Source organism: Allostella sp. (genome assembly GCF_041913585.1).
Classification (GTDB): domain Bacteria; phylum Pseudomonadota; class Alphaproteobacteria; order ATCC43930; family Allostellaceae; genus Allostella.
Window position 1 is genome coordinate 21,609 of record NZ_JAYSFE010000030.1, and the last position, 18,409, is coordinate 40,017.

Annotated in this window: 21 protein-coding genes; 14 read left to right on the forward strand and 7 right to left on the reverse strand. The window is 71.0% G+C overall.

The window, feature by feature from the left end; all coding sequences use genetic code 11:
* Nucleotides 1-7: 7 nt before the first annotated feature.
* The 5 genes from ACE3Q3_RS08090 to ACE3Q3_RS08110 all read left to right on the forward strand — a co-directional run bounded on the left by ACE3Q3_RS08090 (nt 8) and on the right by ACE3Q3_RS08110 (nt 3,062).
* A complete protein-coding gene (locus ACE3Q3_RS08090; protein WP_374444346.1) occupies nt 8-553 on the forward strand; it encodes a phosphonate degradation HD-domain oxygenase in 546 nt (181 codons plus the stop codon).
* Nucleotides 554-645: 92 nt separating this feature from the next.
* Nucleotides 646-1,536, forward strand: a complete 891-nt coding sequence (locus ACE3Q3_RS08095) for an alpha/beta fold hydrolase (protein ID WP_374444348.1) — start codon at nt 646-648, stop codon at nt 1,534-1,536.
* Nucleotides 1,533-2,057, forward strand: coding sequence for a hypothetical protein (locus ACE3Q3_RS08100; RefSeq protein WP_374444350.1), 525 nt, complete (start codon nt 1,533-1,535; stop codon nt 2,055-2,057). Before ACE3Q3_RS08095 ends, ACE3Q3_RS08100 begins: the two co-directional genes overlap by 4 nt.
* Nucleotides 2,054-2,755: an AzlC family ABC transporter permease gene (locus tag ACE3Q3_RS08105; RefSeq protein WP_374444352.1), complete on the forward strand. Its 702-nt coding sequence runs from the start codon at nt 2,054-2,056 to the stop codon at nt 2,753-2,755. The genes ACE3Q3_RS08100 and ACE3Q3_RS08105 overlap by 4 nt, the downstream gene beginning before the upstream one ends.
* A complete protein-coding gene (locus tag ACE3Q3_RS08110) occupies nt 2,745-3,062 on the forward strand; it encodes an AzlD family protein (protein WP_374444354.1) in 318 nt (105 codons plus the stop codon). Before ACE3Q3_RS08105 ends, ACE3Q3_RS08110 begins: the two co-directional genes overlap by 11 nt.
* Before the next feature lie 14 nt (nt 3,063-3,076).
* Here ACE3Q3_RS08110 and ACE3Q3_RS08115 read toward each other — a convergent pair whose 3' ends face one another.
* Together ACE3Q3_RS08115 and ACE3Q3_RS08120 are read right to left on the reverse strand one after the other, a co-directional pair.
* On the reverse strand, nt 3,077-3,472 hold the full coding sequence (locus tag ACE3Q3_RS08115) for a hypothetical protein (RefSeq protein WP_374444356.1): 396 nt from the start codon (nt 3,470-3,472) through the stop codon (nt 3,077-3,079).
* Between the two features lie 4 nt (nt 3,473-3,476).
* Entirely contained in the window at nt 3,477-4,070 is a 594-nt protein-coding gene (locus ACE3Q3_RS08120) for a hypothetical protein (RefSeq protein WP_374444358.1), read from the reverse strand.
* A gap of 153 nt (nt 4,071-4,223) precedes the next feature.
* Between ACE3Q3_RS08120 and ACE3Q3_RS08125 the strand changes: the two genes are divergently transcribed.
* Nucleotides 4,224-4,859 (forward strand): thioredoxin family protein, encoded by a 636-nt coding sequence (locus ACE3Q3_RS08125; RefSeq protein ID WP_374444360.1) that lies wholly within the window; start codon nt 4,224-4,226, stop codon nt 4,857-4,859.
* 45 nt (nt 4,860-4,904) lie between these two features.
* On the opposite strand, the gene ACE3Q3_RS08130 is transcribed toward ACE3Q3_RS08125, so the two are convergent.
* Nucleotides 4,905-5,825 (reverse strand): TauD/TfdA dioxygenase family protein, encoded by a 921-nt coding sequence (locus tag ACE3Q3_RS08130; protein ID WP_374444362.1) that lies wholly within the window; start codon nt 5,823-5,825, stop codon nt 4,905-4,907.
* Nucleotides 5,826-6,047: 222 nt separating this feature from the next.
* Between ACE3Q3_RS08130 and ACE3Q3_RS08135 the strand changes: the two genes are divergently transcribed.
* From ACE3Q3_RS08135 to ACE3Q3_RS08145, 3 genes are read left to right on the forward strand one after another with little or no spacing between them, the layout of a single operon-like run.
* The gene (locus ACE3Q3_RS08135) at nt 6,048-7,361 is read left to right on the forward strand and encodes a tripartite tricarboxylate transporter TctB family protein (protein WP_374444364.1); all 1,314 of its coding nucleotides are present in this window, start codon (nt 6,048-6,050) and stop codon (nt 7,359-7,361) included.
* Nucleotides 7,362-7,364: 3 nt separating this feature from the next.
* Nucleotides 7,365-8,843 carry a tripartite tricarboxylate transporter permease gene (locus ACE3Q3_RS08140; RefSeq protein ID WP_374444365.1) on the forward strand — a complete coding sequence of 493 codons (1,479 nt, stop codon included), beginning with the start codon at nt 7,365-7,367 and terminating at the stop codon, nt 8,841-8,843.
* 17 nt (nt 8,844-8,860) lie between these two features.
* Nucleotides 8,861-9,826, forward strand: coding sequence for a Bug family tripartite tricarboxylate transporter substrate binding protein (locus ACE3Q3_RS08145; protein WP_374444367.1), 966 nt, complete (start codon nt 8,861-8,863; stop codon nt 9,824-9,826).
* Between the two features lie 81 nt (nt 9,827-9,907).
* Here ACE3Q3_RS08145 and ACE3Q3_RS08150 read toward each other — a convergent pair whose 3' ends face one another.
* Nucleotides 9,908-10,651 (reverse strand): SDR family NAD(P)-dependent oxidoreductase, encoded by a 744-nt coding sequence (locus ACE3Q3_RS08150; protein ID WP_374444369.1) that lies wholly within the window; start codon nt 10,649-10,651, stop codon nt 9,908-9,910.
* Nucleotides 10,652-10,718: 67 nt separating this feature from the next.
* Between ACE3Q3_RS08150 and ACE3Q3_RS08155 the strand changes: the two genes are divergently transcribed.
* The gene (locus ACE3Q3_RS08155; protein WP_374444370.1) at nt 10,719-11,774 is read left to right on the forward strand and encodes an aldo/keto reductase; all 1,056 of its coding nucleotides are present in this window, start codon (nt 10,719-10,721) and stop codon (nt 11,772-11,774) included.
* On the opposite strand, the gene ACE3Q3_RS08160 is transcribed toward ACE3Q3_RS08155, so the two are convergent.
* The 3 genes from ACE3Q3_RS08160 to ACE3Q3_RS08170 are packed head-to-tail and all read right to left on the reverse strand — an operon-like array spanning nt 11,725 to nt 14,243.
* Complete coding sequence (locus tag ACE3Q3_RS08160) at nt 11,725-12,462, reverse strand: ABC transporter permease (RefSeq protein WP_374444372.1); 738 nt, start codon at nt 12,460-12,462, stop codon at nt 11,725-11,727. The two genes, ACE3Q3_RS08155 and ACE3Q3_RS08160, sit on opposite strands and share 50 nt — an antisense overlap.
* A 4-nt stretch (nt 12,463-12,466) precedes the next feature.
* Nucleotides 12,467-13,219, reverse strand: coding sequence for an ABC transporter permease (locus ACE3Q3_RS08165; protein ID WP_374444373.1), 753 nt, complete (start codon nt 13,217-13,219; stop codon nt 12,467-12,469).
* A gap of 55 nt (nt 13,220-13,274) precedes the next feature.
* Nucleotides 13,275-14,243 (reverse strand): ABC transporter substrate-binding protein, encoded by a 969-nt coding sequence (locus ACE3Q3_RS08170; protein ID WP_374444374.1) that lies wholly within the window; start codon nt 14,241-14,243, stop codon nt 13,275-13,277.
* A 74-nt stretch (nt 14,244-14,317) separates the two neighbouring features.
* On the opposite strand from ACE3Q3_RS08170, the gene ACE3Q3_RS08175 reads away from it, so the two are divergent.
* The 4 genes from ACE3Q3_RS08175 to leuB are packed head-to-tail and all read left to right on the forward strand — an operon-like array spanning nt 14,318 to nt 18,348.
* Nucleotides 14,318-15,208 (forward strand): oxaloacetate decarboxylase, encoded by an 891-nt coding sequence (locus ACE3Q3_RS08175; RefSeq protein WP_374444376.1) that lies wholly within the window; start codon nt 14,318-14,320, stop codon nt 15,206-15,208.
* Between the two features lie 10 nt (nt 15,209-15,218).
* Nucleotides 15,219-16,625, forward strand: coding sequence for a 3-isopropylmalate dehydratase large subunit (leuC, locus tag ACE3Q3_RS08180; protein WP_374444378.1), 1,407 nt, complete (start codon nt 15,219-15,221; stop codon nt 16,623-16,625).
* A gap of 11 nt (nt 16,626-16,636) precedes the next feature.
* Nucleotides 16,637-17,242: a 3-isopropylmalate dehydratase small subunit gene (leuD, locus tag ACE3Q3_RS08185; protein WP_374444380.1), complete on the forward strand. Its 606-nt coding sequence runs from the start codon at nt 16,637-16,639 to the stop codon at nt 17,240-17,242.
* Between the two features lie 5 nt (nt 17,243-17,247).
* Nucleotides 17,248-18,348, forward strand: coding sequence for a 3-isopropylmalate dehydrogenase (gene leuB / locus ACE3Q3_RS08190; protein WP_374444382.1), 1,101 nt, complete (start codon nt 17,248-17,250; stop codon nt 18,346-18,348).
* Nucleotides 18,349-18,409: the final 61 nt, after the last annotated feature.

Below are 18,409 nucleotides of genomic sequence, written 5' to 3' on the forward strand. Positions count from 1 at the left end.
CTTGCCCATGGAAACGTTCGACGACCTGTTCGCGGTCCTGGAAAAGGCCGGCGCCGAGCAGTACGGCCAGGAGGCGGTGAGCCAGCTCGAGCACGCGCTGCAATGCGCCCAGCTCGCCGAGCAGGAGGGCGCCCCGGCGGCGGCGATCACCGCCGCGCTGCTGCACGATGTCGGCCATCTCATCCACGATTTCGGCGACGATGCGGCGCTGCGCGGCATCGACGACCGGCACGAGTTCTCCGGCGCCGCCATCCTGGCGCGCTGGTTCGGGCCGGACGTCACCGAGCCGATCCGCCTCCATGTCGACGCCAAGCGCTGGCTCTGCCATGCCGAGAGCGGCTACCACGACACGCTGTCGCCGGCATCGGTCCGCAGCCTCGAGCTCCAGGGCGGAATCTTCGACCGCGCCGAGGCCGACCGCTTCATCGCCCAGCCCTACGCCCAGGCCGCCGTCGCCGTCCGCCGCTGGGACGACATCGGCAAGGTCGAGGGCCTGGAGACCCCGCCGCTGGCCCACTACCGCGCCATCGCCGAGCAGGTGCGCCGGGCCTGAGACCGGCCCGGCTCGGGAACCACGGCTCGGGAACCCTGGCGAGGGGGCGTCCGGTCGGGCAGGATGACTGCCCGATCCCCGAAGGAGCCCCCATGCTGTTCGACGGATTCCGCACGGGCGACGCCATGACGGCGGCCGGCCCGATCCGCTATGTCGTCGGCGGGTCCGGCCCGCCGATGCTGCTGCTGCACGGCCATCCGCAGACCCATGCCATGTGGCACCGGGTCGCCCCGTTGCTGGCGCGGCACTTCACCGTCGTCGCCAGCGATCTCCGCGGCTATGGCGACAGCGCCAAGCCGGCGAGCGACGCGACGCACCTCGCCTACTCCAAGCGGGCGATGGCGCAGGACCAGGTCGAGCTGATGGCCGGCCTCGGGTTCGATCGCTTCGCGCTGGTCGGCCACGACCGCGGCGGCCGGGTCGGCCATCGCCTCTGCCTCGATCATCCGGGCCGCGTCTCGACCTTCGCGGCGCTCGACATCGTCCCGACGCGCGCCATGTACCAACAGATCTCCCTCGCCTGGGCCCGGCCCTACTACCACTGGTTCTTCCTCATCCAGCCGTTCGACCTGCCGGAGCGCATGATCCAGGCCGACCCGGACTTCTACCTCGCCTGGCACATGGAGAAGCGCCAGCGGACCAAGGCCGGGATCTTCGATCCGGAGGCGATGGCGGAATACCGCCGCTGCTACCGCCTGCCCGGCACCATCCACGCCATCTGCGAGGACTACCGGGCCGCCGCCTCGATCGATCTCGAGCATGACGAGGCCGACCTCGACCGCCGGATCGACTGCCCCATGCTGGCGCTCTGGGGGGCCGCCGGCGTGGTCGCCGAGCATTTCGACCCGATCGCCGAATGGCGCAAGCGCGCCCGCGACGTCTCGGGCCGCGCGATCGACGCCGGGCACTACCTCGCCGAAGAGGCACCCGAAGAGACCGCCGAGGCGCTCGCCGCCTTCGTCGCGGCACCGGAGGCGGCATGACCGGGATCCTGCACGTCGCCGACGGCCCGTTCGTCCACGCCGTCACCATGGACGATCTCGTGAAGTATCACGGCCGCGACTTCCTGAACGGGCTCGCCCAGGCCTTCGTCGTCATCCGTACCGCGACCGAGCGCCTGGGCGACGGCCGGCCGCTCGACCGCCGCCGCATCCGCCTCGTCCTCGGGCTCGACCCGCCGGGCGTGCTCGACGGGTTCGAGTACCTGACCCGCGCCTTCACCGACCGCCGCGTCATCGTCGACCGGAGGCTCGGGATCGGTCCCGAATCCTTCGACGGCAACTACTATTTCGAGGTTCAGTACGAGGGGCGCCGCCTCGTCCTGGTGCTGCGGGACGGCATCATCCCCGAGGGGTACTCGCAGATGGCGCGCCGCGGCTTCGCCCGCCTCCTCGACCCGGAGGAGGAGCGGCGCTGGAGCGCCGGCAAGCGCGACATCGCCGACCGCATCCTCGCCCGTCCGGTCGCGGAATCCTTCCATGTGACGGGTCCGACGCCGGCATGAGCGAGCATCTCCGGCCGGTGACGTTCACCGCCGCGGGCGCCCTGCGCGGCGCCCGCGACGCCCTGCCGATGGCGCTCGGCAGCGTCGCCTTCGGCCTCGTCTTCGGCGTCGCCGCGCGGCAGGCCGGGCTCAGCCTCGCCGAGGCGACGCTGATGAGCGCGCTCGTCTTCGCCGGCTCCTCCCAGTTCGTGGCGATCGGCATCTGGGGCAGCCCGGTGCCGGTCTTCGCGGTCGTCGTCGCGACCCTGATCGTCAATGCCCGCCACCTGCTGATGGGGGCGGCGCTCCGCCCATGGTACAGCCGGCTGTCGCGGGGCCGCGCCTACGGTTCGCTCTTCTTCATGACCGACACCAACTGGCCGCTGCAGCTCCAGGCGTTCCTGCGCGGCGAGCGCGAGGGCGCAATCCTGGTCGGCAGCGGGCTCTTCATGCTCTCGACCTGGGTCGCCGCCACCGCCTTCGGCCACGCCGCGGGCGCGGCCATCGGCGATCCCCGGACCTGGGGGCTGGACTTCACGGTCGTCGCCTTCTTCGCCGCGGTGCTGGTGAAGCTGTGGCGCGGGCGCGGCGACGCCCTGCCCTGGGCGGTCGCCGCCGGGGTGGCGGTCGCGGTCCACGCCGTCGTGCCCGGCTTCTGGCACGTCATCGCCGGCGCCCTCGCCGGCTCGCTCACGGGCGCCCTGCGCGATGGCCGCTGACCCCTGGTCGGTCGACCCGCTGGCGGCGGCAGCGATCGTCGGGATGGCGCTCGCAACCTATGCGATGCGGGCCGGTGGCTTCTGGCTGATGCGCTGGATGCCGATGTCGCGGCGGGTCGAGGCGTGGCTCCGCCACATCCCGGGTGCCGTCATCGTCTCGCTGCTGGCGCCGATGGTGGCGCTGGGCGGCCTGGCCGAGCTGCTCGGGACCGCCGCCGCCGCCGCGGCGATGCGCCTCGTCGGCCACGACCTCGCCGCGATCGTGGCCGGCATCGCCGCGGTCGGCCTGCTGCGCCAGGTTCTCTGAGCGCCCTCCCGGCTTCAGGCGCGGGCCGGGATGTCGACGACGTGCTGGTCGCCGTCGACGCCGAGATAGATCGCCCGGCGACCCCGCAGGTAGACGAAATACTGGGCGCAGCCCGCCTGCGCCATACGGCGCAGGAAGGTCGCGAAGTCGGCCTCGGGGCTGCGCATCTGCAGGATCGTGCGGTCGATGGCGCCCGAGGAGAAGAACTCCGAGATCGGTTCGCTCATCGGCAGTGCGAGGGCGACGCGGTGATGGCTGCCGTCCTCGCCGTAGAGCGTCATGGCGCGGGCCTGGAAGTCGACCTGGTAGGCGCGCACGCCGGCGCGGACGAGCGCCGCCACCACTTCGAGGAACTTGCGCCGCCGCCCGAGGAGATCGGCGAAGGCGGCTTCGGCATCGGCGACATTCATGGCGTCAGGGCCGGATCCAGGTCTCGGAGAAGGCGAGGAAGGCCGAGGTGATCGGCCGCCCGACCATGTCGCGCGGCACCGGCTTGCCCGGCAGCGCCTTGCCGTCGACGGTGGCGAGCGCGCGGCCGGCGCCGGCGAAGAGGCTCAGCATGATGTGCCGGCCGGTCGCGGAATGGGCGACCGGCAGTTCGAGCGCGAACGGCTCGCCGATCTCCATCCACGACATCCGCACCTCCATCCCGCCGCCGCGCACCGTCTCGGTGTAGGTCGAGCGGGTGTCGCCCTCGGTGGCGACGGCGTCGAGACCGGCATAGCGCAGGCCGTCCAGGCCGGCCGCGGTCTTGAAGGCGCCGAAATTCGACGCGTAGTCGGCGACCAGCCAGCGCGCCAGCGCCTCGTTGTCGGTCAGGCAGACATTGTCGGCATGGCCGGCGTCCTGGGGCCGGCGCAGCATGAGGAGCGCATGCCCGCGCCCGTGCGGCGAGACGACGACGCGGAAGAAGCTGAGCAGGGTGACGAAGGGCCCGTCCGGGGTCTCCTTCAGATACATGCCGGGATTCTCGCCCGACCAGTCGACTGTTCCGGGATATGCCGGCATCTGTTCCTCCCCTTCCGCCGCGGTTGGCGAGGGCGAGGATACCGGCAGGTTCCGGCCGGTGCCACATCCGGCGTGGCGCCCCCCGTTGATCGTCGCCGCGACGCGGCTATATCGACGTCACCCACCGCCAACCGAACCGGGAGACGAGGCATCATGGATCGCAGAAGCTTCCTGGCGGGCGCCGCTGCCGCGACCGCCGTCGCCGCCGGGCTGCCCGCCCGCGCGACCGTCGCGGCGCCGGCGATCGGCAGCGCCGCGCCGGAGTTCCAGGGCGTGACCGCCGAGGGCCGGACGGTCTCGCTGTCGCAGTTGCGCGGCAAGGTCGTGGTCCTGGAATGGACGAACCACGACTGCCCGTTCGTGCGGAAGCACTACAACAGCGACAACATGCAGGCCCTCCAGCGCGAGGCGAAAGAGCGGGGCGTGGTCTGGCTGACCGTCGTCTCCTCGCCGCCGGGCGAGCAGGGTCACGTCACCCCTGCCCAGGCGCTCGACCTGAGCCGCAGCCGCAAGGCCGAGCCGGCGCATGTCGTGCTCGATCCGAAGGGGACGATCGGCCGGTCCTACGGGGCGCAGGTGACCCCGCACATGTACGTGATCGACGCCGGCGGGGTGCTCCGCTACATGGGCGCCATCGACGACAAGCCCAGCGCCAATCCCGAGACGGTGAAGACCGCCAGCAACTACGTGCGGCCGGCGATCGCGGCGCTGCTCGAGGGCAAGCCGGTGGCGACGCCGGTCACCCGCGCCTACGGCTGCTCGATCAAGCTGGCGCCGCAGACCACCTGAGGACGCCCGCCCGGCCGCACCGCCGGTGCGGCCGGGCGCCGCCGCTCACGAGACCGAGGCGACGACGGTGCGGTGGGTCGCTTCCGGCTGCGCCGTCGTGGCGCCCTCGCCGCGATAGATGTAGCCGAGCGGCTCGCCCTGGATCGAGCAGCGCAGCATGTGCCGCGGCTTCGACTGGTCGAAGTCGGCGAGCGCGACATGCATGGTCGCGCGATTGTCCCACATGACGAGGTCGTTGACCGTCCAGCGATGGCGGTAGACGAACTCGTCGCGGACGGCATGGCGCGTCAGGAAGCGCAGGATGGGCTCGCTCTCCTCGTCCGACAGCCCGACGAAATGGCGGACGCGCTGGCTGACGAAGAGGGCGGACCGGCCGGTCTCGGGATGGGTGCGCACGACCGGATGGGCGATCGGCGGATTGATCCGCTTGATCTCGGCGACCAGTTCCGGCGACCGCTGCTCGATGCCCTTGACCAGGGTGACGTCGTGGACCGCCTCGAGCCCGTCGAGGAACTGCCGCATCCGCGGCGACAGGGTCTCGTAGGCCATGTACATGTTGGCGAACATGGTGTCGCCGCCGACATCCGGCCGTTCCTTGCAGAGGAGCAGCGAGCCCATCGCCGGCCGGCCGGTGTAGCTGAGGTCGGAGTGCCAGTTCCGTCCCGTGTTCCGGGTCTCCGACGGCTTGCCGTTCACCGGCTTGTTGCTGACGACGAGGACCTCCGGATGCTGGGGATGGCGGTAGTAGGGCGTCGCGTCGTTCGGGTCGAGGGCCCCGAAGTGCCGCGAGAACGCCACATGCTGCTCGGGGGAAATGTCCTGGCCGGGCAGCACCAGCACCAGGTGCTCCATCCAGGCGTCGCGGATCGCCGCAATCGTGTCCTCGTCCTGGGGCTGGCGAAGATCGAGGCCCGTGACCTCCGCCCCGAGCGCGTATCCCAGCCGCCGAACCTGCAGTCGCGCCATCGCTCTCTCCTCTCGCGCATCTCCACCACGTCGCCGCCGCCCGCCACCCTGCGGTGGGCTTTTCCGAATTGACGGCCCGGCAACCTTCTACAAAAGTAGCCCAACCGCGCGTGCAAGGCATCGGAAGAATGCCCTGTTCGGTCGACCAATCAGCGGAATGGGAGGAGAGCGCGATGGCAACCGTCGGCCAACGCACGCCCGCGGAGGGGCGAGGCGCCGTGCATGATGCGGCGTAGGGGCCAGCTTCTCGACCTCCTGTTCCTCGCCGGCACCTGCGCCACGGCCGCGGGGCTGCTGTGGTACGGCGCGTCGATCCCGGTCTGGCAGGACGACACGCTGGGACCCGGCGCCTATCCGCTGCTCGCCCTGACCGGGGTGCTGCTCTGCGGCGGCTGGCTGCTGGTCCGGGCCGCCGCCAACCGCGACCTGCGCCTGATCTCGCCCTTCCCCGAGGGTCTCGCCGACGACACGCGCCTGCGCATGCTGGTCGGGCCGCTGGCACGATCGATGGGACGGCCGATCCAGGTCGACCGGCGGGTCGGCGAGGGGCCGTTCTCCGCCTTCCACGCCGGGCTGCGGCTGTCGCGCGACGGCGGGGTCGCGACCATCCTCGCCTCCGACGCCACCGGCCTGCCGAACTTCGACGCCGCGGCCTTCTGCGACGGCCGCTTCCAGCCCGCCGCCGGCCTGTTCTTCGATCCCGACGTCGCGGTCGTCCGCGCGGACGCCGGCTGGCGAACGCTCGCCGAGGCGCTGGCGGCGCGTCCCGACGGATCGCTGCGCGTCGGCTTCAATCACCATCCGGACCTGCGGCACGGCCTCGATCGCTGGATGGAGCACGGGCTGGGGGCCCGCTTCGCCGCGTTCTTCCAGGCCGATCCCAAGGTGCTGGTCGACGCCGTCGCGAGCGGCGAGATCGACGTCGCCATGCTGCACTTTTCCGAGGCCCGGGTCCCGCTGGCCGACGGACGGGTCCGCTGCGTCGCCGTCGCCGCCCCCGAGGCGCCCGCGGATCTCGGGCCCGCGCTGCGCCACGCCGACGGCGCGCCCTTCGCCTCCGGACGCTGGGCCGCGGTGATGCTGCCGGTCGACGTGCCGGAGGCGGAGCGGGCACGCTGGGAAGCCGCCGTCCTGTCCGCGGTGCACGCGATCGACGAGGGCGGCGCGCCGCGCGACGGTTCCGCCTGGATGGCGCTGCCGGGGGCGGAGATGGCGGCGCTGCTGCGGATCCAGGCCGCGTCGCGCGGGATCCTGCCGGACCGCGGCCAACCGGAACTGGGCCGCGGGCGCCGGCCGGCGCTGATCGTGGCGGTGCTGGGTCTCGCGGCCTTCCCCTTCGTGATGCCGCAACTCGGCTTCTCGATCACCGCCTTCCTCTATGCGGCCGGCCTGACGGCGATGCTGTGGCCGCGGCTGACGGCGCGGCGGCTGGCGGCGTCGCTGGCCGCTGCCGCCGTCCTGTCGTTCGGCAGCGAGGCCCTCTTCGGCGGGGTCTTCGGCGTCGTCTTTCCCGCCGCGCGACTGTTCGGGGGCTAGCGCATGGACCTGATCCTCGCCGGCTTCGGCCCCTTTCTCGACTGGAGCATGATGCTCCTGGTCTTCGGCTCGGTTGCCGCCGGCATCGTCGCCGGCGCGATCCCCGGCATCTCGGCCACCATGGGGGTCGCGCTCATCAGCCCCCTCACCTTCACCATGCCGCCGCTCGCCGGCATCATGAGCCTGGTCGGGGTCTATTGCGGTGCCGTTTCGGGCGGCTCGATCTCCGCCATCCTGCTCGGGATTCCCGGAACCCCCGGCGCGGTCGCGACGACGCTCGACGGCTATGCCATGGCCCGCCGCGGCGAAGCCGGCCTCGCCCTCGGCGTCGCCACCATCTCGTCGCTGATCGGCGGGGTGGTCAGCGCGCTTGCCCTGATGCTGCTGTCCTATCCGATCGCCGGGTTCGCGCTCGCCTTCGGCCCGCAGGAGTACCTGGCCCTGGCCGTGTTCGCGCTCACGGCGATGGCCGCCCTCTCCGGCGGCTCGTTCGTGCGCGGCCTGCTGTCCGGCCTGATCGGCCTCTTCCTGGCCGCGATCGGAATCGACGAGACCTACGGCGTCTCGCGCTTCCATTTCGACCAGACCTACCTGATGGGCGGCATCTCCTTCATTCCGGCGATCATCGGGCTGTTCGCCCTGCCCGAGACGCTGCAGGGCATCGAGCGCATCGGGCCGGTGCCGCGGCGGGCGATCCAGATCTCCCGGATCCTGCCGCGCCGCGACCTCGCGCGCCGCCTGCTTCCGGCCCAGCTCCGCTGCAGCGTCATCGGCGTGATCGTCGGCGCCGTCCCCGGAACCGGCAGCGACATCGCCGCCATCATCGGCTACAGCCAGGGCCGCAACCTCTCGCGCCATCCCGAGCGCTTCGGCACCGGCGAGCCGGAAGGCGTCGCCTGCCCGGAATCGGCCAACAACGGAGCCACCGGCGGCAGCCTGATCCCGCTGCTCACGCTGGGCATTCCCGGCGGCGCGGTCACCGCGATCATGCTCGGGACCTTCATGACCCACGGCCTGCAGCCCGGGCCGCTGCTGATGCAGAACAACGCCGAGCTGGTCTACCAGATCTTCGCCGGGACCCTGATCGCCTGCATCGCCGTCGGCGTGCTCGGGCTGATCGGCGCGCGCCTGTTCGCCCGCGTGCTGGCGGTTCCGGAGGCGGTGCTGACCGTGGCGGTCCTGGTTCTCTGCATCGTCGGCGCCTTCTCGATGCGCAACGACACGACCGACATCGCGATCATGTTCCTCGCCGGGATGCTGGGCTACGCGATGGTCAAGCTGGACATCCCGCGCGCGCCGCTGGTCATCGGCCTCATTCTCGGACCGATGGTCGAAAGCGAGCTCGGCCGCACCCTGATCGTCACCGAAGGCGACCGGCTCGGCATCTTCACGCCGATCAGCACCGTCATCTGGCTGCTGACCGCGGCCCCGCTGATCGGCCCGCTCGTCGCGCGGCTCGTCCGCCGGCTCCGTAGGGCATAACCAGGGAGGAACAGACCATGCGCAGGACGCACTTCGCCGCGATCGCGGCCATCGGGCTCGGGCTGGCGGCCATACCCGCCGCCGCCGAGGACGCCTTCCCCGCCAAGCCGATCGAAGTGGTGATCCCGTTCGCCCAGGGCGGCGGCACAGACCAGGTCGGACGCGCCTTCGCGCAGTTCGCCAAGCCGCATCTCGGCGTCGACCTGTTCGTCAGCAACCGCACCGGCGGCAGCGGCGCCACGGGCTTCGCCTACGGCGCCCAGGCGAAGCCGGACGGCCACGTCATCACCATGACCGTGACGACCCTCGTGTCGGCGCCGCACACGATCAAGGGCTATCCCGTCACCTACCGCGACTTCAAGACGATCTGCCTGATCTCGGCGCCGCCGGGCGTCCTCAGCGTCCACAAGGACAGTCCCTTCAAGACGCTTCAGGACCTCGTCGCATTCGGCAAGGCGAACCCGAAGAAGCTGACCTTCGGCACCGCCGGACCGGGCAGCAACACGCACCTGATCGGGGCGGCCTTCGCCAGCAAGGCAGGCATCGAGGTGCGCTACGTTCCCCACCGCGGTTCGGGCCCGGTGCTCACCGCCACCTTCGGCAAGCATGTCGACGTCGCGGTCACCGACAAGGCCGAAGCGCTGCCGTGGCTGCAGGACGGGCGGCTGCGGGCGCTGACCGTCTTCACCGGCGACGCCGACAGCGGGCTTGCCGGGGTGCCGACCGGCAAGGCCGCCGGGTTCGACATGGACATCGGCTCGTTCCGCGCGCTGGGCGCTCCCAAGGACACGCCGGAGCCGGTGATGGCCAAGCTCGTCGAAGGCTGCCGCAAGACCGCGGCCGACAAGGCGTTCATCGAATTCCTGGAGAAGACCGGGACCGAGATCAACACCCGGTTCGGCGCCGACGCGGCCGCCTGGATCAAGCAGCAGGACGACCTCTTCGGCGAGGCCGCCCGGATCGTCGCCGCCCAGGGGAGCTGAACGCGGGCGCAGACCAGCCGGCTGAAGCGGGCGGCGGCGTCAGCCGCCGCCCGCCGCCGGCCCTGCGCGCGGCGATCGACGTCAGTGCGTCACCCGCCCCCCGGCGACCGGCAGGGCAATGCCGCTCACCCATTTCGCCTCGTCGCTGCCGAGATAGAGGCAAGCGTAGGCGACATCGTCGGGATCGCCGAGGCGGCCCAGCGGATGCGCCTGCAGCATCCGGTCCATCTCCTCGTTCGACATGCTGTCGATGAGGTTCGCCGTCAGCGGCGTGCGGATCAGGCCCGGCGCCACCAGGTTGACGCGGATTCCCTTCGGCCCCAGCGTCAGCGCCAGTTGCCGCGTCATGCCGATCATCCCGGCCTTGGCGGTCGCGTAGGACAGGCGGTTGGCCGAGCCCATCATGCCCGCGACCGAGCCGATGAGGACGATCGCCCCGCCGTGCCGCATCGCCTTCAGCGACTCCTGGACGACGACGAAGGAACTGGTCGTGTTCAGCTCGAAGATGTTGCGGAAGCCGTCGAGGGTGACCTCCTCGATGTTCTTGCGCTCGGGATTGCCGCCCGCCGAATGGACGACGATGTCGATCCGCCCGTGGCGTTCGACGATCCGCCCGACCGCGGCGCGCACCTGCTCCGGGTCGGTGGCATCGCCCGGGACGTCCATCGTGCCGGGGCCGATCGCCGCCGCCGCCTCGGCCAGCACGTTGGCCCGCCGGCCGAGGATCGCCACCCGGGCGCCCTCGCGGTGATAGAGCTTGGCCGTCGCGAGGCCGAGCCCCGTGCTGCCCCCGGTGATGAAGACGACCTTGTCCTTGACCCGCATCGTGGATCCCCTCTGATGGTGCGGCGGCGAGTATGCGGCGGCCGCAACGGCTGGGCGAGGGGTGGCGATGGAATTCCGGCGTCTGGGCGAGAGCGGGATCTCGGTGTCGCGCCTCTGCCTCGGGACCATGATGTTCGCGCAGCCGACGGAGGCGGCGGAAGCCGGGCGGATCGTCGCCATGGCCCGCGACGCCGGCGTCAACTTCGTCGACACCGCCGACTTCTATGGTGCCGGCGGATCGGAGCGGATGCTGGGCCGGGCGATCGCGGCCGACCGCGACCGCTGGGTGGTGGCGACCAAGGTCGGCCTCGCCATGGGCCAGGGCCCGCACCGCTCGGGCCTGTCGCGCAAGTGGATGATGCGGGCCATCGACGACAGCCTGGCGCGGCTCGGGCTCGACCATGTCGACCTCTGGTATCTCCATGCCGACGACCGCGGGACGCCGCTGGAGGAGACATTGGCCGCGGCCGGCGACGTCATCCGGGCCGGCAAGGTGCGCCATCTCGGGCTCTCCAACTTCGCCGGCTGGCGCCTGGTCGAGGCGGTGCGGACGGCCGCCCGGCTCGGCCTGCCGCGGCCGGTGGCGAGCCAGCCGCTCTACAACCTCGCCACCCGCGGCAGCGAGGTCGAGGACCTGCCGGCAGCCGCCGCGCTCGGGCTCGGCACCGTCTGCTACAGCCCGCTGGCGCGCGGCGTCCTGACCGGCAAGTACCGGCCGGACGCCGAACCGCCGCAGGACAGCCGCGCCGGTCGCGGCAACCGGCGCCTGCTGGAGACGGAGTTCCGGCCCGAATCCTTCGCCCTCGCCCGGGAGATCGCCGCCCGCGCCGCCCGGCGCAGCACCAGCGCCGTCGGCTTCGCGACCGGCTGGGTGCTGGCGAACCGGCTGGTGACGGCGGTCCTGGCCGGCCCGCGGACGGCGGCGCAGTGGCAGGCCTATCTCGATGGCGCCGACTTCCGGCCGGACGCGGACGACGAGGCCTTCGTCGACGCGCTGGTGGCGCCCGGCCATGCCTCGACCGCCGGCTACACGGACCCGTCGTTCCCGGTCACCGGGCGGGTCGTCGGCCCGGCTACATCCGGCGGTGCAGTTTCTGGTCCAAGGCCAGCATGGCGGAGTTGACGACGACCGCCACGGCCGCGATCAGCAGCGTGACGGCGAAGATCGTCTTGACGTCATAGACGTTGACCGCGCGCATGATGAGGAAGCCCAGCCCGCGCTGGGAGGCGAAGAGTTCGCCGATGAGCGAGCCCAGCAGGGTCAGCGAGAAGCCGATCCGGAAGCCAGTGACGATTTCCGGCAGGGTCGCCGGGATCAGCACCCGGGTCGCCATCTGCCCGGTCGACAGGCGCATCGAGCGGGCGGCGCGCACATAGACGGGGTTGAGCGCGCGCACCGCGTTCAGGGTGAAGATGGCGACCGGGATGATGCCGTGGATGGCGCCGAAGGCGACCTTGGCCGACATGCCGAGGCCGAACAGCAGCAGCACGACCGGGTAGAGCGTCACCTTCGGGATCGAGTAGATCGCGATCAGGATCGGCTCGAAGACCTGCCCCGCCGGCCGCCAGCCGCCCAGCAGCAGGCCGATCAGGAGGCCGCCGCCGAGCGCGATCCCGAGCGCCTGGACGAAGGCCGTCGTCGTCTCGCGCGCATGGCCCCAGAACTCGTCGGTCCGCATCAGGGCGGCCAGCCGCTCCACCGTCTCGACGGGGGAACTGACGGCGATCGAACCGGTCACCCAGTGGATGACCTGCCAGACGACGAGGACGAACAGCAGCACCGAGCCGATATGGAGGATGCGGTCGCGCATCGGTCTAGCCGCGCGACCGGCGCCGCATCAGGCGCTGCTCGTAGGTCCACAGGCTCATGTTCACGAAGGTGACGAGGCCGAGGATGAAGAGCAGCAGCCCGTACATGGTCCGGTTGTCGAAATTGTCGTAGGCGTAGGCGATCTGGTGGCCGATGCCGATGCCCGAGAGGATGAACTCGCCGGCGATGACGCCGATGAAGGAATAGGCGACCGCGAGCTTGACGCCGGTGAAGAGGTAGGGCGCCGTCGACGGCAGGACGAGGAACCAGGCGGTGCGCACCGGCCCCAGCCGATGGGTCCGGGCGACCTTCAGCAGAACTCGAGGAATTCGGTCCAAGCCGTTCAAAGTATTGACGATCATGGCGACGACCGCGAACAGGAAGCCGAGCACGACGAGCGGCACCCGGGTCATGCCGAAGAGAACGATGAAGATGGGATAGAAGACGAAGTGCGGCACCGCGTAGTAGGCGGCGAAGAGCGGGTCCATGAGCCGCCGCAGCCACGGCAGCCGGTGCAGCACGACGCCGGCGACGAAGCCGACGGTGACCGACGAGGCAAGGGCCGCCGCCACCGTCAGCAGGGTCGCCTGGATGTCGTCATCCATGCGGCCGCTGGCGAGGATGTCGCGCAGCGACAGGGCCATCTCGGACGGGGGGATCAGCGTCGTGCGCCGCACCCAGCCGAAGCGCGCCAGCGCTTCCAGCCAGGCGAAGAAGCCGACCACGACGCCGAGGCGAATCCAACCATAGCGGGTCATCGTCACCGCCGATCCCGGAGTGGGCGGGCCGCCCGCGGCGGGCGGCCCTGCCCCGTCAGCTGCGCAGGTCGGCCGGCAGCAGCGACCGGTCGATCAGCTTGTTCCAGTCGGGATCGCCCTTGATGGCGTCGACCAGCTTCAGCCCCTTGATCATCTCGTTCATCGGGGCGACGTCCATGTCGCCGCGGCCCCAGAACTTGGTCGCCGCCATGTTCCGGACGGCGCTGATCGCGATCTTCTCGTCGAGCCCGTAGGCCTTGGAGAGGATCTTCCCCGCCTCCTCGAGGTTGGCGTAGCTCCACTCCACCGCCTTGGCCCGGCCGGCGATCAGCGCCGCCAGCTTCTTCGGCTCCTTCTTCAGGAACTCGGGCGTGGTGACGCCGACCGTCTGGGTCACCGGCGGCAGGATGTCGGCGGCCGCGAAGGCGATCCGGTACTTGCCGGCATACATCGAGGCCTGCGGCTCGCTCGCCAGCGTCGCGTCGACGCCGCCGCTTTCGAGCGCGGTGAAGCCGGCACCGATGGCGCCGGTCGAGACCAGCGTGACCTCGTCGCGCTTCAGCCCGAGCTTGTCGAGGATCATGAACATCGTGGTCTGGCTGACCGAGCGCGGGCTGGTGAAGCCGATGCGCCGTCCCTTGATGTCGTTGACCGTCTTGATCGGCGAATCGAGCTTGGTCATCCAGATGTTGGAATGGGCGACCGTGCCGGCATGGATGATGCGGAGGTCGAAGCCCTCGGCCGCCGCGGCGACCGCCGCCGGCAGCGCGACCTCGCCATAGGGGAAGTCGCTGGCGAAGACGTTGCGGACCGTGGTGCCGCCGCCCTTCGAGGTGAGCACGCCCGAGACCTCGATCCCGGCCTCCTTGAAGAACCCCTTCTCCATCGCGACCGCATAGGGCAGCCCGTAGAGCTGGGAGCCCCAGTGGGTCACCGAGATCTGCACGCCCTGGGCCTGGGCCGCGAGGGAACCGACAAAGGACAGTGCGACGGCCGCAGCGGCCGCCGTCAGCATCTTGCGCATGGACTCTCCTCCCCGGACCGGCGTTAGAATGACGGTCTCTCAATGCAAAATATACCGAACGGAGGAGCGTTCCAATGGCTGGTCCGAACGGACGGCGCAGCCTCGCCGCGCGCCTGAAGGAGAAGCGGATCGTGGTCGCGCCGGGCGTCTACGACGCCGTCACCGCGCGCATCGCCGACCGCATGGGCTTCGAGGCCCTCTACATGACGGGCTACGGCACCGTCGCCTCGCATCTCGGCCTGGCGGACGCCGGCCTCGCCACCTACAGCGAGATGGTGGCCCGGGTGGCGGTCATCGCCGAGAACACGACGACGCCGCTGATCGCCGATGCCGACACCGGCTATGGCGGGCTGCTCAACGTCCGCCGCACCGTCCAGGGCTACGAAGCGGCGGGCGCCGCCGGCATCCAGATCGAGGACCAGGAGATGCCGAAGAAGTGCGGCCATACGCCCGGCCGCCGCGTCGTCCCGCTGGAGGAGATGGTCCAGAAGATCGAGGTCGCGGTCGACGCGCGCCGCCACGACGACACGCTCATCGTCGCCCGCACCGACGCCCGCACCACCCTCGGCATCGACGAGGCGCTGCGCCGCGGCGAGGCCTTCGCCAGGGCCGGCGCCGACGTTCTCTTCATCGAATCGCCCGAGACCGTCGAGGAACTGCACCTGATCGGCCGCAGCTTCGACGTGCCGGTGCTCTGCAACGTCGTCAACACCGGCCGGACGCCGGAACTGCCGTCGAAGGAGCTGGAGGCGATCGGCTTCCGCATCGCGATCTATCCCGGCATGGCGCTGAAGGCGGCGGCCCAGGCCGTCACCCAGGCCTATTCCTACCTGCAGGGCCAGGGCACGACCCTCGGCATCAACGTGCCGCTGATGGACAGCAAGGAGATGCACGAACTGATGGGCTTCCCGGACGTCTGGGCGTTCGAGAAGCGCTGGCACACCGGCACCGGCGCCGCCGAGTAGGAGACGCGCCATGCCCGCCGCCCGCCCGCGCACCATCATCGACAAGATCTGGGACGCCCATGTCATCAGCGAGCAGAACGGCGAGACCCTGCTCTACGTCGATCGCCATCTGCTGCATGACGGCTCGTTCCATGCCTTCGACGCGCTGAAGGCCGAAGGGCGCAAGGTCCATCGCCCGGCCCAGGCGATTGCCACGCCCGACCACTACGTCCCGACCACCGGACGCCGCCACGGTATTCCGGTCGCCGACTACCGCAACCTGGTCGAGGGGCTCGTCGCCAACACGGCCGCGGCCGGCATCACCCACTTCGGCATGGACGACCCGCGCCAGGGCATCGTCCACATCGTCGGCCCCGAACAGGGCTTCACCCAGCCCGGCATCGTGCTGGTCTGCGGCGACAGCCACACCTCGACCCACGGCGCGATGGGGGCCTTCGCGTTCGGGATTGGCGCCTCGGAGGTGAAGCACGTGCTCGCCACCCAGTCGATCTGGCAGCGGCGGCCGAAGACCATGCGGATCGAGGTCGAGGGCCGGTTGCCGGAGGGGCTCGGCGGCAAGGACGTGATCCTCGCGGTCATCGGCCAGATCACCGCGGCCGGCGCCTCCGGCCATGCCGTCGAGTATGCCGGCAGCGCCATCCGGGCGCTGTCGATGGAAGGCCGCCTCACGGTCTGCAACATGTCGATCGAAGCCGGCGCCCGGGCCGGCCTGATCGCGCCCGACGACACCACCTTCCAGTATCTCGCCGGCCGGCCCTATGCGCCGAAGGGCGCGGCCTGGGACGCCGCCCTCGGCTTCTGGAAGACGCTGCCGACCGACGACGGTGCCGAGTACGCCAGGACGGTGACGGTCGATGTCGGCGATCTCCGCCCGATGCTGACCTGGGGCACCAGCCCGGAGGATGCCGCGCCGATCGACGGCCGCGTCCCCGATCCCTCGGCGATCGCCGATCCGGTGCGGCGCGAGAGCAAGACGCGCGCGCTCCAGTACATGGGGCTGACGCCGGGCACGCCGCTCGCCGAGATCGAGGTCGACCGGGTCTTCATCGGCTCCTGCACCAACGGCCGCATCGAGGACCTGCGCGCCGCGGCCGCCGTGGCGCGCGGCCGCAAGGCCAAGGTCCCGACCCTGGTCGTCCCCGGCTCCGGGCTCGTCCGCGACCAGGCGGTGGCCGAGGGGCTCGACCGCATCTTCACCGAAGCCGGCTTCGAGTGGCGCGAGCCCGGCTGCTCGATGTGCGTCGGCATGAACGGCGACACCATCGCCGCCGGGATGCGGTCGGCCTCGACCTCCAACCGCAACTTCGAGGGCCGCCAGGGCAAGGGCGCGCGCACCCATCTGATGAGCCCGGCGATGGCCGCGGCCGCCGCCGTCACCGGCCGCTTCACGGACTTCCGCCGCCTCGGTCCGGCCTGAGGGAGCACGCGATGGAAAAGTTCCAGACCCTGACCGCGGTGGCGGTCCCGCTCGAGGTCGCCAACTGCGACACCGACCGCATCATCCCCGCCCGCTTCCTCAAGATGAAGCGCAGCGACGGCTACGGGAAGCGGCTCTTCAACGACGTCCGCTACGACGGCGACGGCAACCCGCGGCCGGAGTTCCCGCTCAACAAGCCCGCCTACAAGGGCGCCCGCATCCTCGTGGCGGACGAGAACTTCGCCTGCGGGTCGTCGCGCGAGGCTGCCGTCTACGCGCTCCACGATGCCGGCTTCCGCGCCGTCATCGCCCCCAGCTATGGCGATATATTCTTCAACAATTGCTTCAAGAACGGGGTGTTACCTATTGTTCTTCCAGCGGATCAGGTCGCGGCGATCCGCGCCTCGCTGGCCGAGAACCCGGGCACCCAGCTGACCGTCGACCTGGAGAACCAGACCGTCACCCGCGGCAACGAGGTGTGGTCCTTCGAGGTCGACCCGCAGCGCAAGCAATGCCTGCTGGAGGGACTCGACGACATCAACCTCACCCTGCAGCACCGGGGCGAGATGGCGGATTTCGAGGCGAAGTACCGGGCCGATCGGCCCTGGATGGGATGACCGGCATGGCACGCAACGTTCTCTTCATTCCCGGCGACGGCATCGGCCCCGAGGTGATGGCCGAGGCCCGCAAGGTGATCGACTGGCTCAATGCGCGGCGCGGCACCGGGATCGCGCTCACCGACGGCGAGATGGGGCTCGCCGTCTGGAAGCGCACCGGCACCCCGATGTCGGACGAGACCATCGCCGCGGCCAAGGCGGCCGACGCCGTGCTCTTCGGCGCCGTCGGCGGCGACGAGGAGATCCCACGCAAGCTCCGGCGCGAGCGCGGTCTCCTGGCGTTGCGCCGGGCAATGGGCCTCTATGCCAACCTGCGGCCGGTCAAGTCCTACGAGGGGCTGCTCGACGCCACCAGCCTCAAGGAGCGGGTCGCCCGCGGGGTCGACCTCGTGATCGTCCGCGAATTGTCGAGCGGCGTCTATTTCGGCGAGCCGCGCGGCACCGAGACCTTGCCGAACGGCAAGCGCCGGGCCGTCGACACCCAGGTCTATACCGAGGAGGAGATCGAGCGCGTCGCCCGCGACGCCTTCCTCCTCGCCCGCTCCCGGCGCGGCCTCCTCGCCTCGGTCGAGAAGAGCAACGTCATGGAGACGGGGCGCCTGTGGCGCGACGTCGTCACCGCGATGCATGCCGAGTTCCCGGACGTGACGCTGCGCCACGTCCTCTCCGACAATTTCGCCATGCAGATCATCCGCGAGCCGCGGCAGTTCGACGTCGTGGTCACCGACAACCTCTTCGGCGACCTCCTGTCCGACGCCTCGGCGATGATCGCCGGATCGCTCGGCATGCTGCCGTCCGCCAGCCTCGGCACCGCCGACGCCGCCGGCCGCCGCCCGGCGCTCTACGAGCCGGTCCACGGCTCGGCGCCCGACATCGCCGGCAAGGGCATCGCCAACCCGATCGCGGCGATCCTCAGCGTCGCCATGATGCTGCGGCACTCGTTCGGCCTCGCCGCCGACGCGGCCCTGGTCGAGAAGGCGGTCGAAGCTGCCCTCGACGAGGGCGCGCGCACCGCCGACCTCTACATCCAGGGCGGCGTCCAGCCCCTCACCACCCAGGGCATGGGCAAGGCGATCCTCGCCAAGCTCGACGCGCTCGCGGCCTGAGTGCTCGGCCTCCGGGCTACCGCCCGGAGACGTCGACCACCATCACCCGCACGGTCATGCG

Coding starts and splice junctions, on each gene's coding strand:
- ACE3Q3_RS08090 (WP_374444346.1), top strand. CDS start 8: ATGGAAACGTTCGACGACCTGTTCGCGGTCCTGGAAAAGGCCGGCGCC.
- ACE3Q3_RS08095 (WP_374444348.1), top strand. CDS start 646: ATGCTGTTCGACGGATTCCGCACGGGCGACGCCATGACGGCGGCCGGC.
- ACE3Q3_RS08100 (WP_374444350.1), top strand. CDS start 1,533: ATGACCGGGATCCTGCACGTCGCCGACGGCCCGTTCGTCCACGCCGTC.
- ACE3Q3_RS08105 (WP_374444352.1), top strand. CDS start 2,054: ATGAGCGAGCATCTCCGGCCGGTGACGTTCACCGCCGCGGGCGCCCTG.
- ACE3Q3_RS08110 (WP_374444354.1), top strand. CDS start 2,745: ATGGCCGCTGACCCCTGGTCGGTCGACCCGCTGGCGGCGGCAGCGATC.
- ACE3Q3_RS08115 (WP_374444356.1), bottom strand. CDS start 3,472: ATGAATGTCGCCGATGCCGAAGCCGCCTTCGCCGATCTCCTCGGGCGG.
- ACE3Q3_RS08120 (WP_374444358.1), bottom strand. CDS start 4,070: ATGCCGGCATATCCCGGAACAGTCGACTGGTCGGGCGAGAATCCCGGC.
- ACE3Q3_RS08125 (WP_374444360.1), top strand. CDS start 4,224: ATGGATCGCAGAAGCTTCCTGGCGGGCGCCGCTGCCGCGACCGCCGTC.
- ACE3Q3_RS08130 (WP_374444362.1), bottom strand. CDS start 5,825: ATGGCGCGACTGCAGGTTCGGCGGCTGGGATACGCGCTCGGGGCGGAG.
- ACE3Q3_RS08135 (WP_374444364.1), top strand. CDS start 6,048: ATGATGCGGCGTAGGGGCCAGCTTCTCGACCTCCTGTTCCTCGCCGGC.
- ACE3Q3_RS08140 (WP_374444365.1), top strand. CDS start 7,365: ATGGACCTGATCCTCGCCGGCTTCGGCCCCTTTCTCGACTGGAGCATG.
- ACE3Q3_RS08145 (WP_374444367.1), top strand. CDS start 8,861: ATGCGCAGGACGCACTTCGCCGCGATCGCGGCCATCGGGCTCGGGCTG.
- ACE3Q3_RS08150 (WP_374444369.1), bottom strand. CDS start 10,651: ATGCGGGTCAAGGACAAGGTCGTCTTCATCACCGGGGGCAGCACGGGG.
- ACE3Q3_RS08155 (WP_374444370.1), top strand. CDS start 10,719: ATGGAATTCCGGCGTCTGGGCGAGAGCGGGATCTCGGTGTCGCGCCTC.
- ACE3Q3_RS08160 (WP_374444372.1), bottom strand. CDS start 12,462: ATGCGCGACCGCATCCTCCATATCGGCTCGGTGCTGCTGTTCGTCCTC.
- ACE3Q3_RS08165 (WP_374444373.1), bottom strand. CDS start 13,219: ATGACCCGCTATGGTTGGATTCGCCTCGGCGTCGTGGTCGGCTTCTTC.
- ACE3Q3_RS08170 (WP_374444374.1), bottom strand. CDS start 14,243: ATGCGCAAGATGCTGACGGCGGCCGCTGCGGCCGTCGCACTGTCCTTT.
- ACE3Q3_RS08175 (WP_374444376.1), top strand. CDS start 14,318: ATGGCTGGTCCGAACGGACGGCGCAGCCTCGCCGCGCGCCTGAAGGAG.
- leuC (WP_374444378.1), top strand. CDS start 15,219: ATGCCCGCCGCCCGCCCGCGCACCATCATCGACAAGATCTGGGACGCC.
- leuD (WP_374444380.1), top strand. CDS start 16,637: ATGGAAAAGTTCCAGACCCTGACCGCGGTGGCGGTCCCGCTCGAGGTC.
- leuB (WP_374444382.1), top strand. CDS start 17,248: ATGGCACGCAACGTTCTCTTCATTCCCGGCGACGGCATCGGCCCCGAG.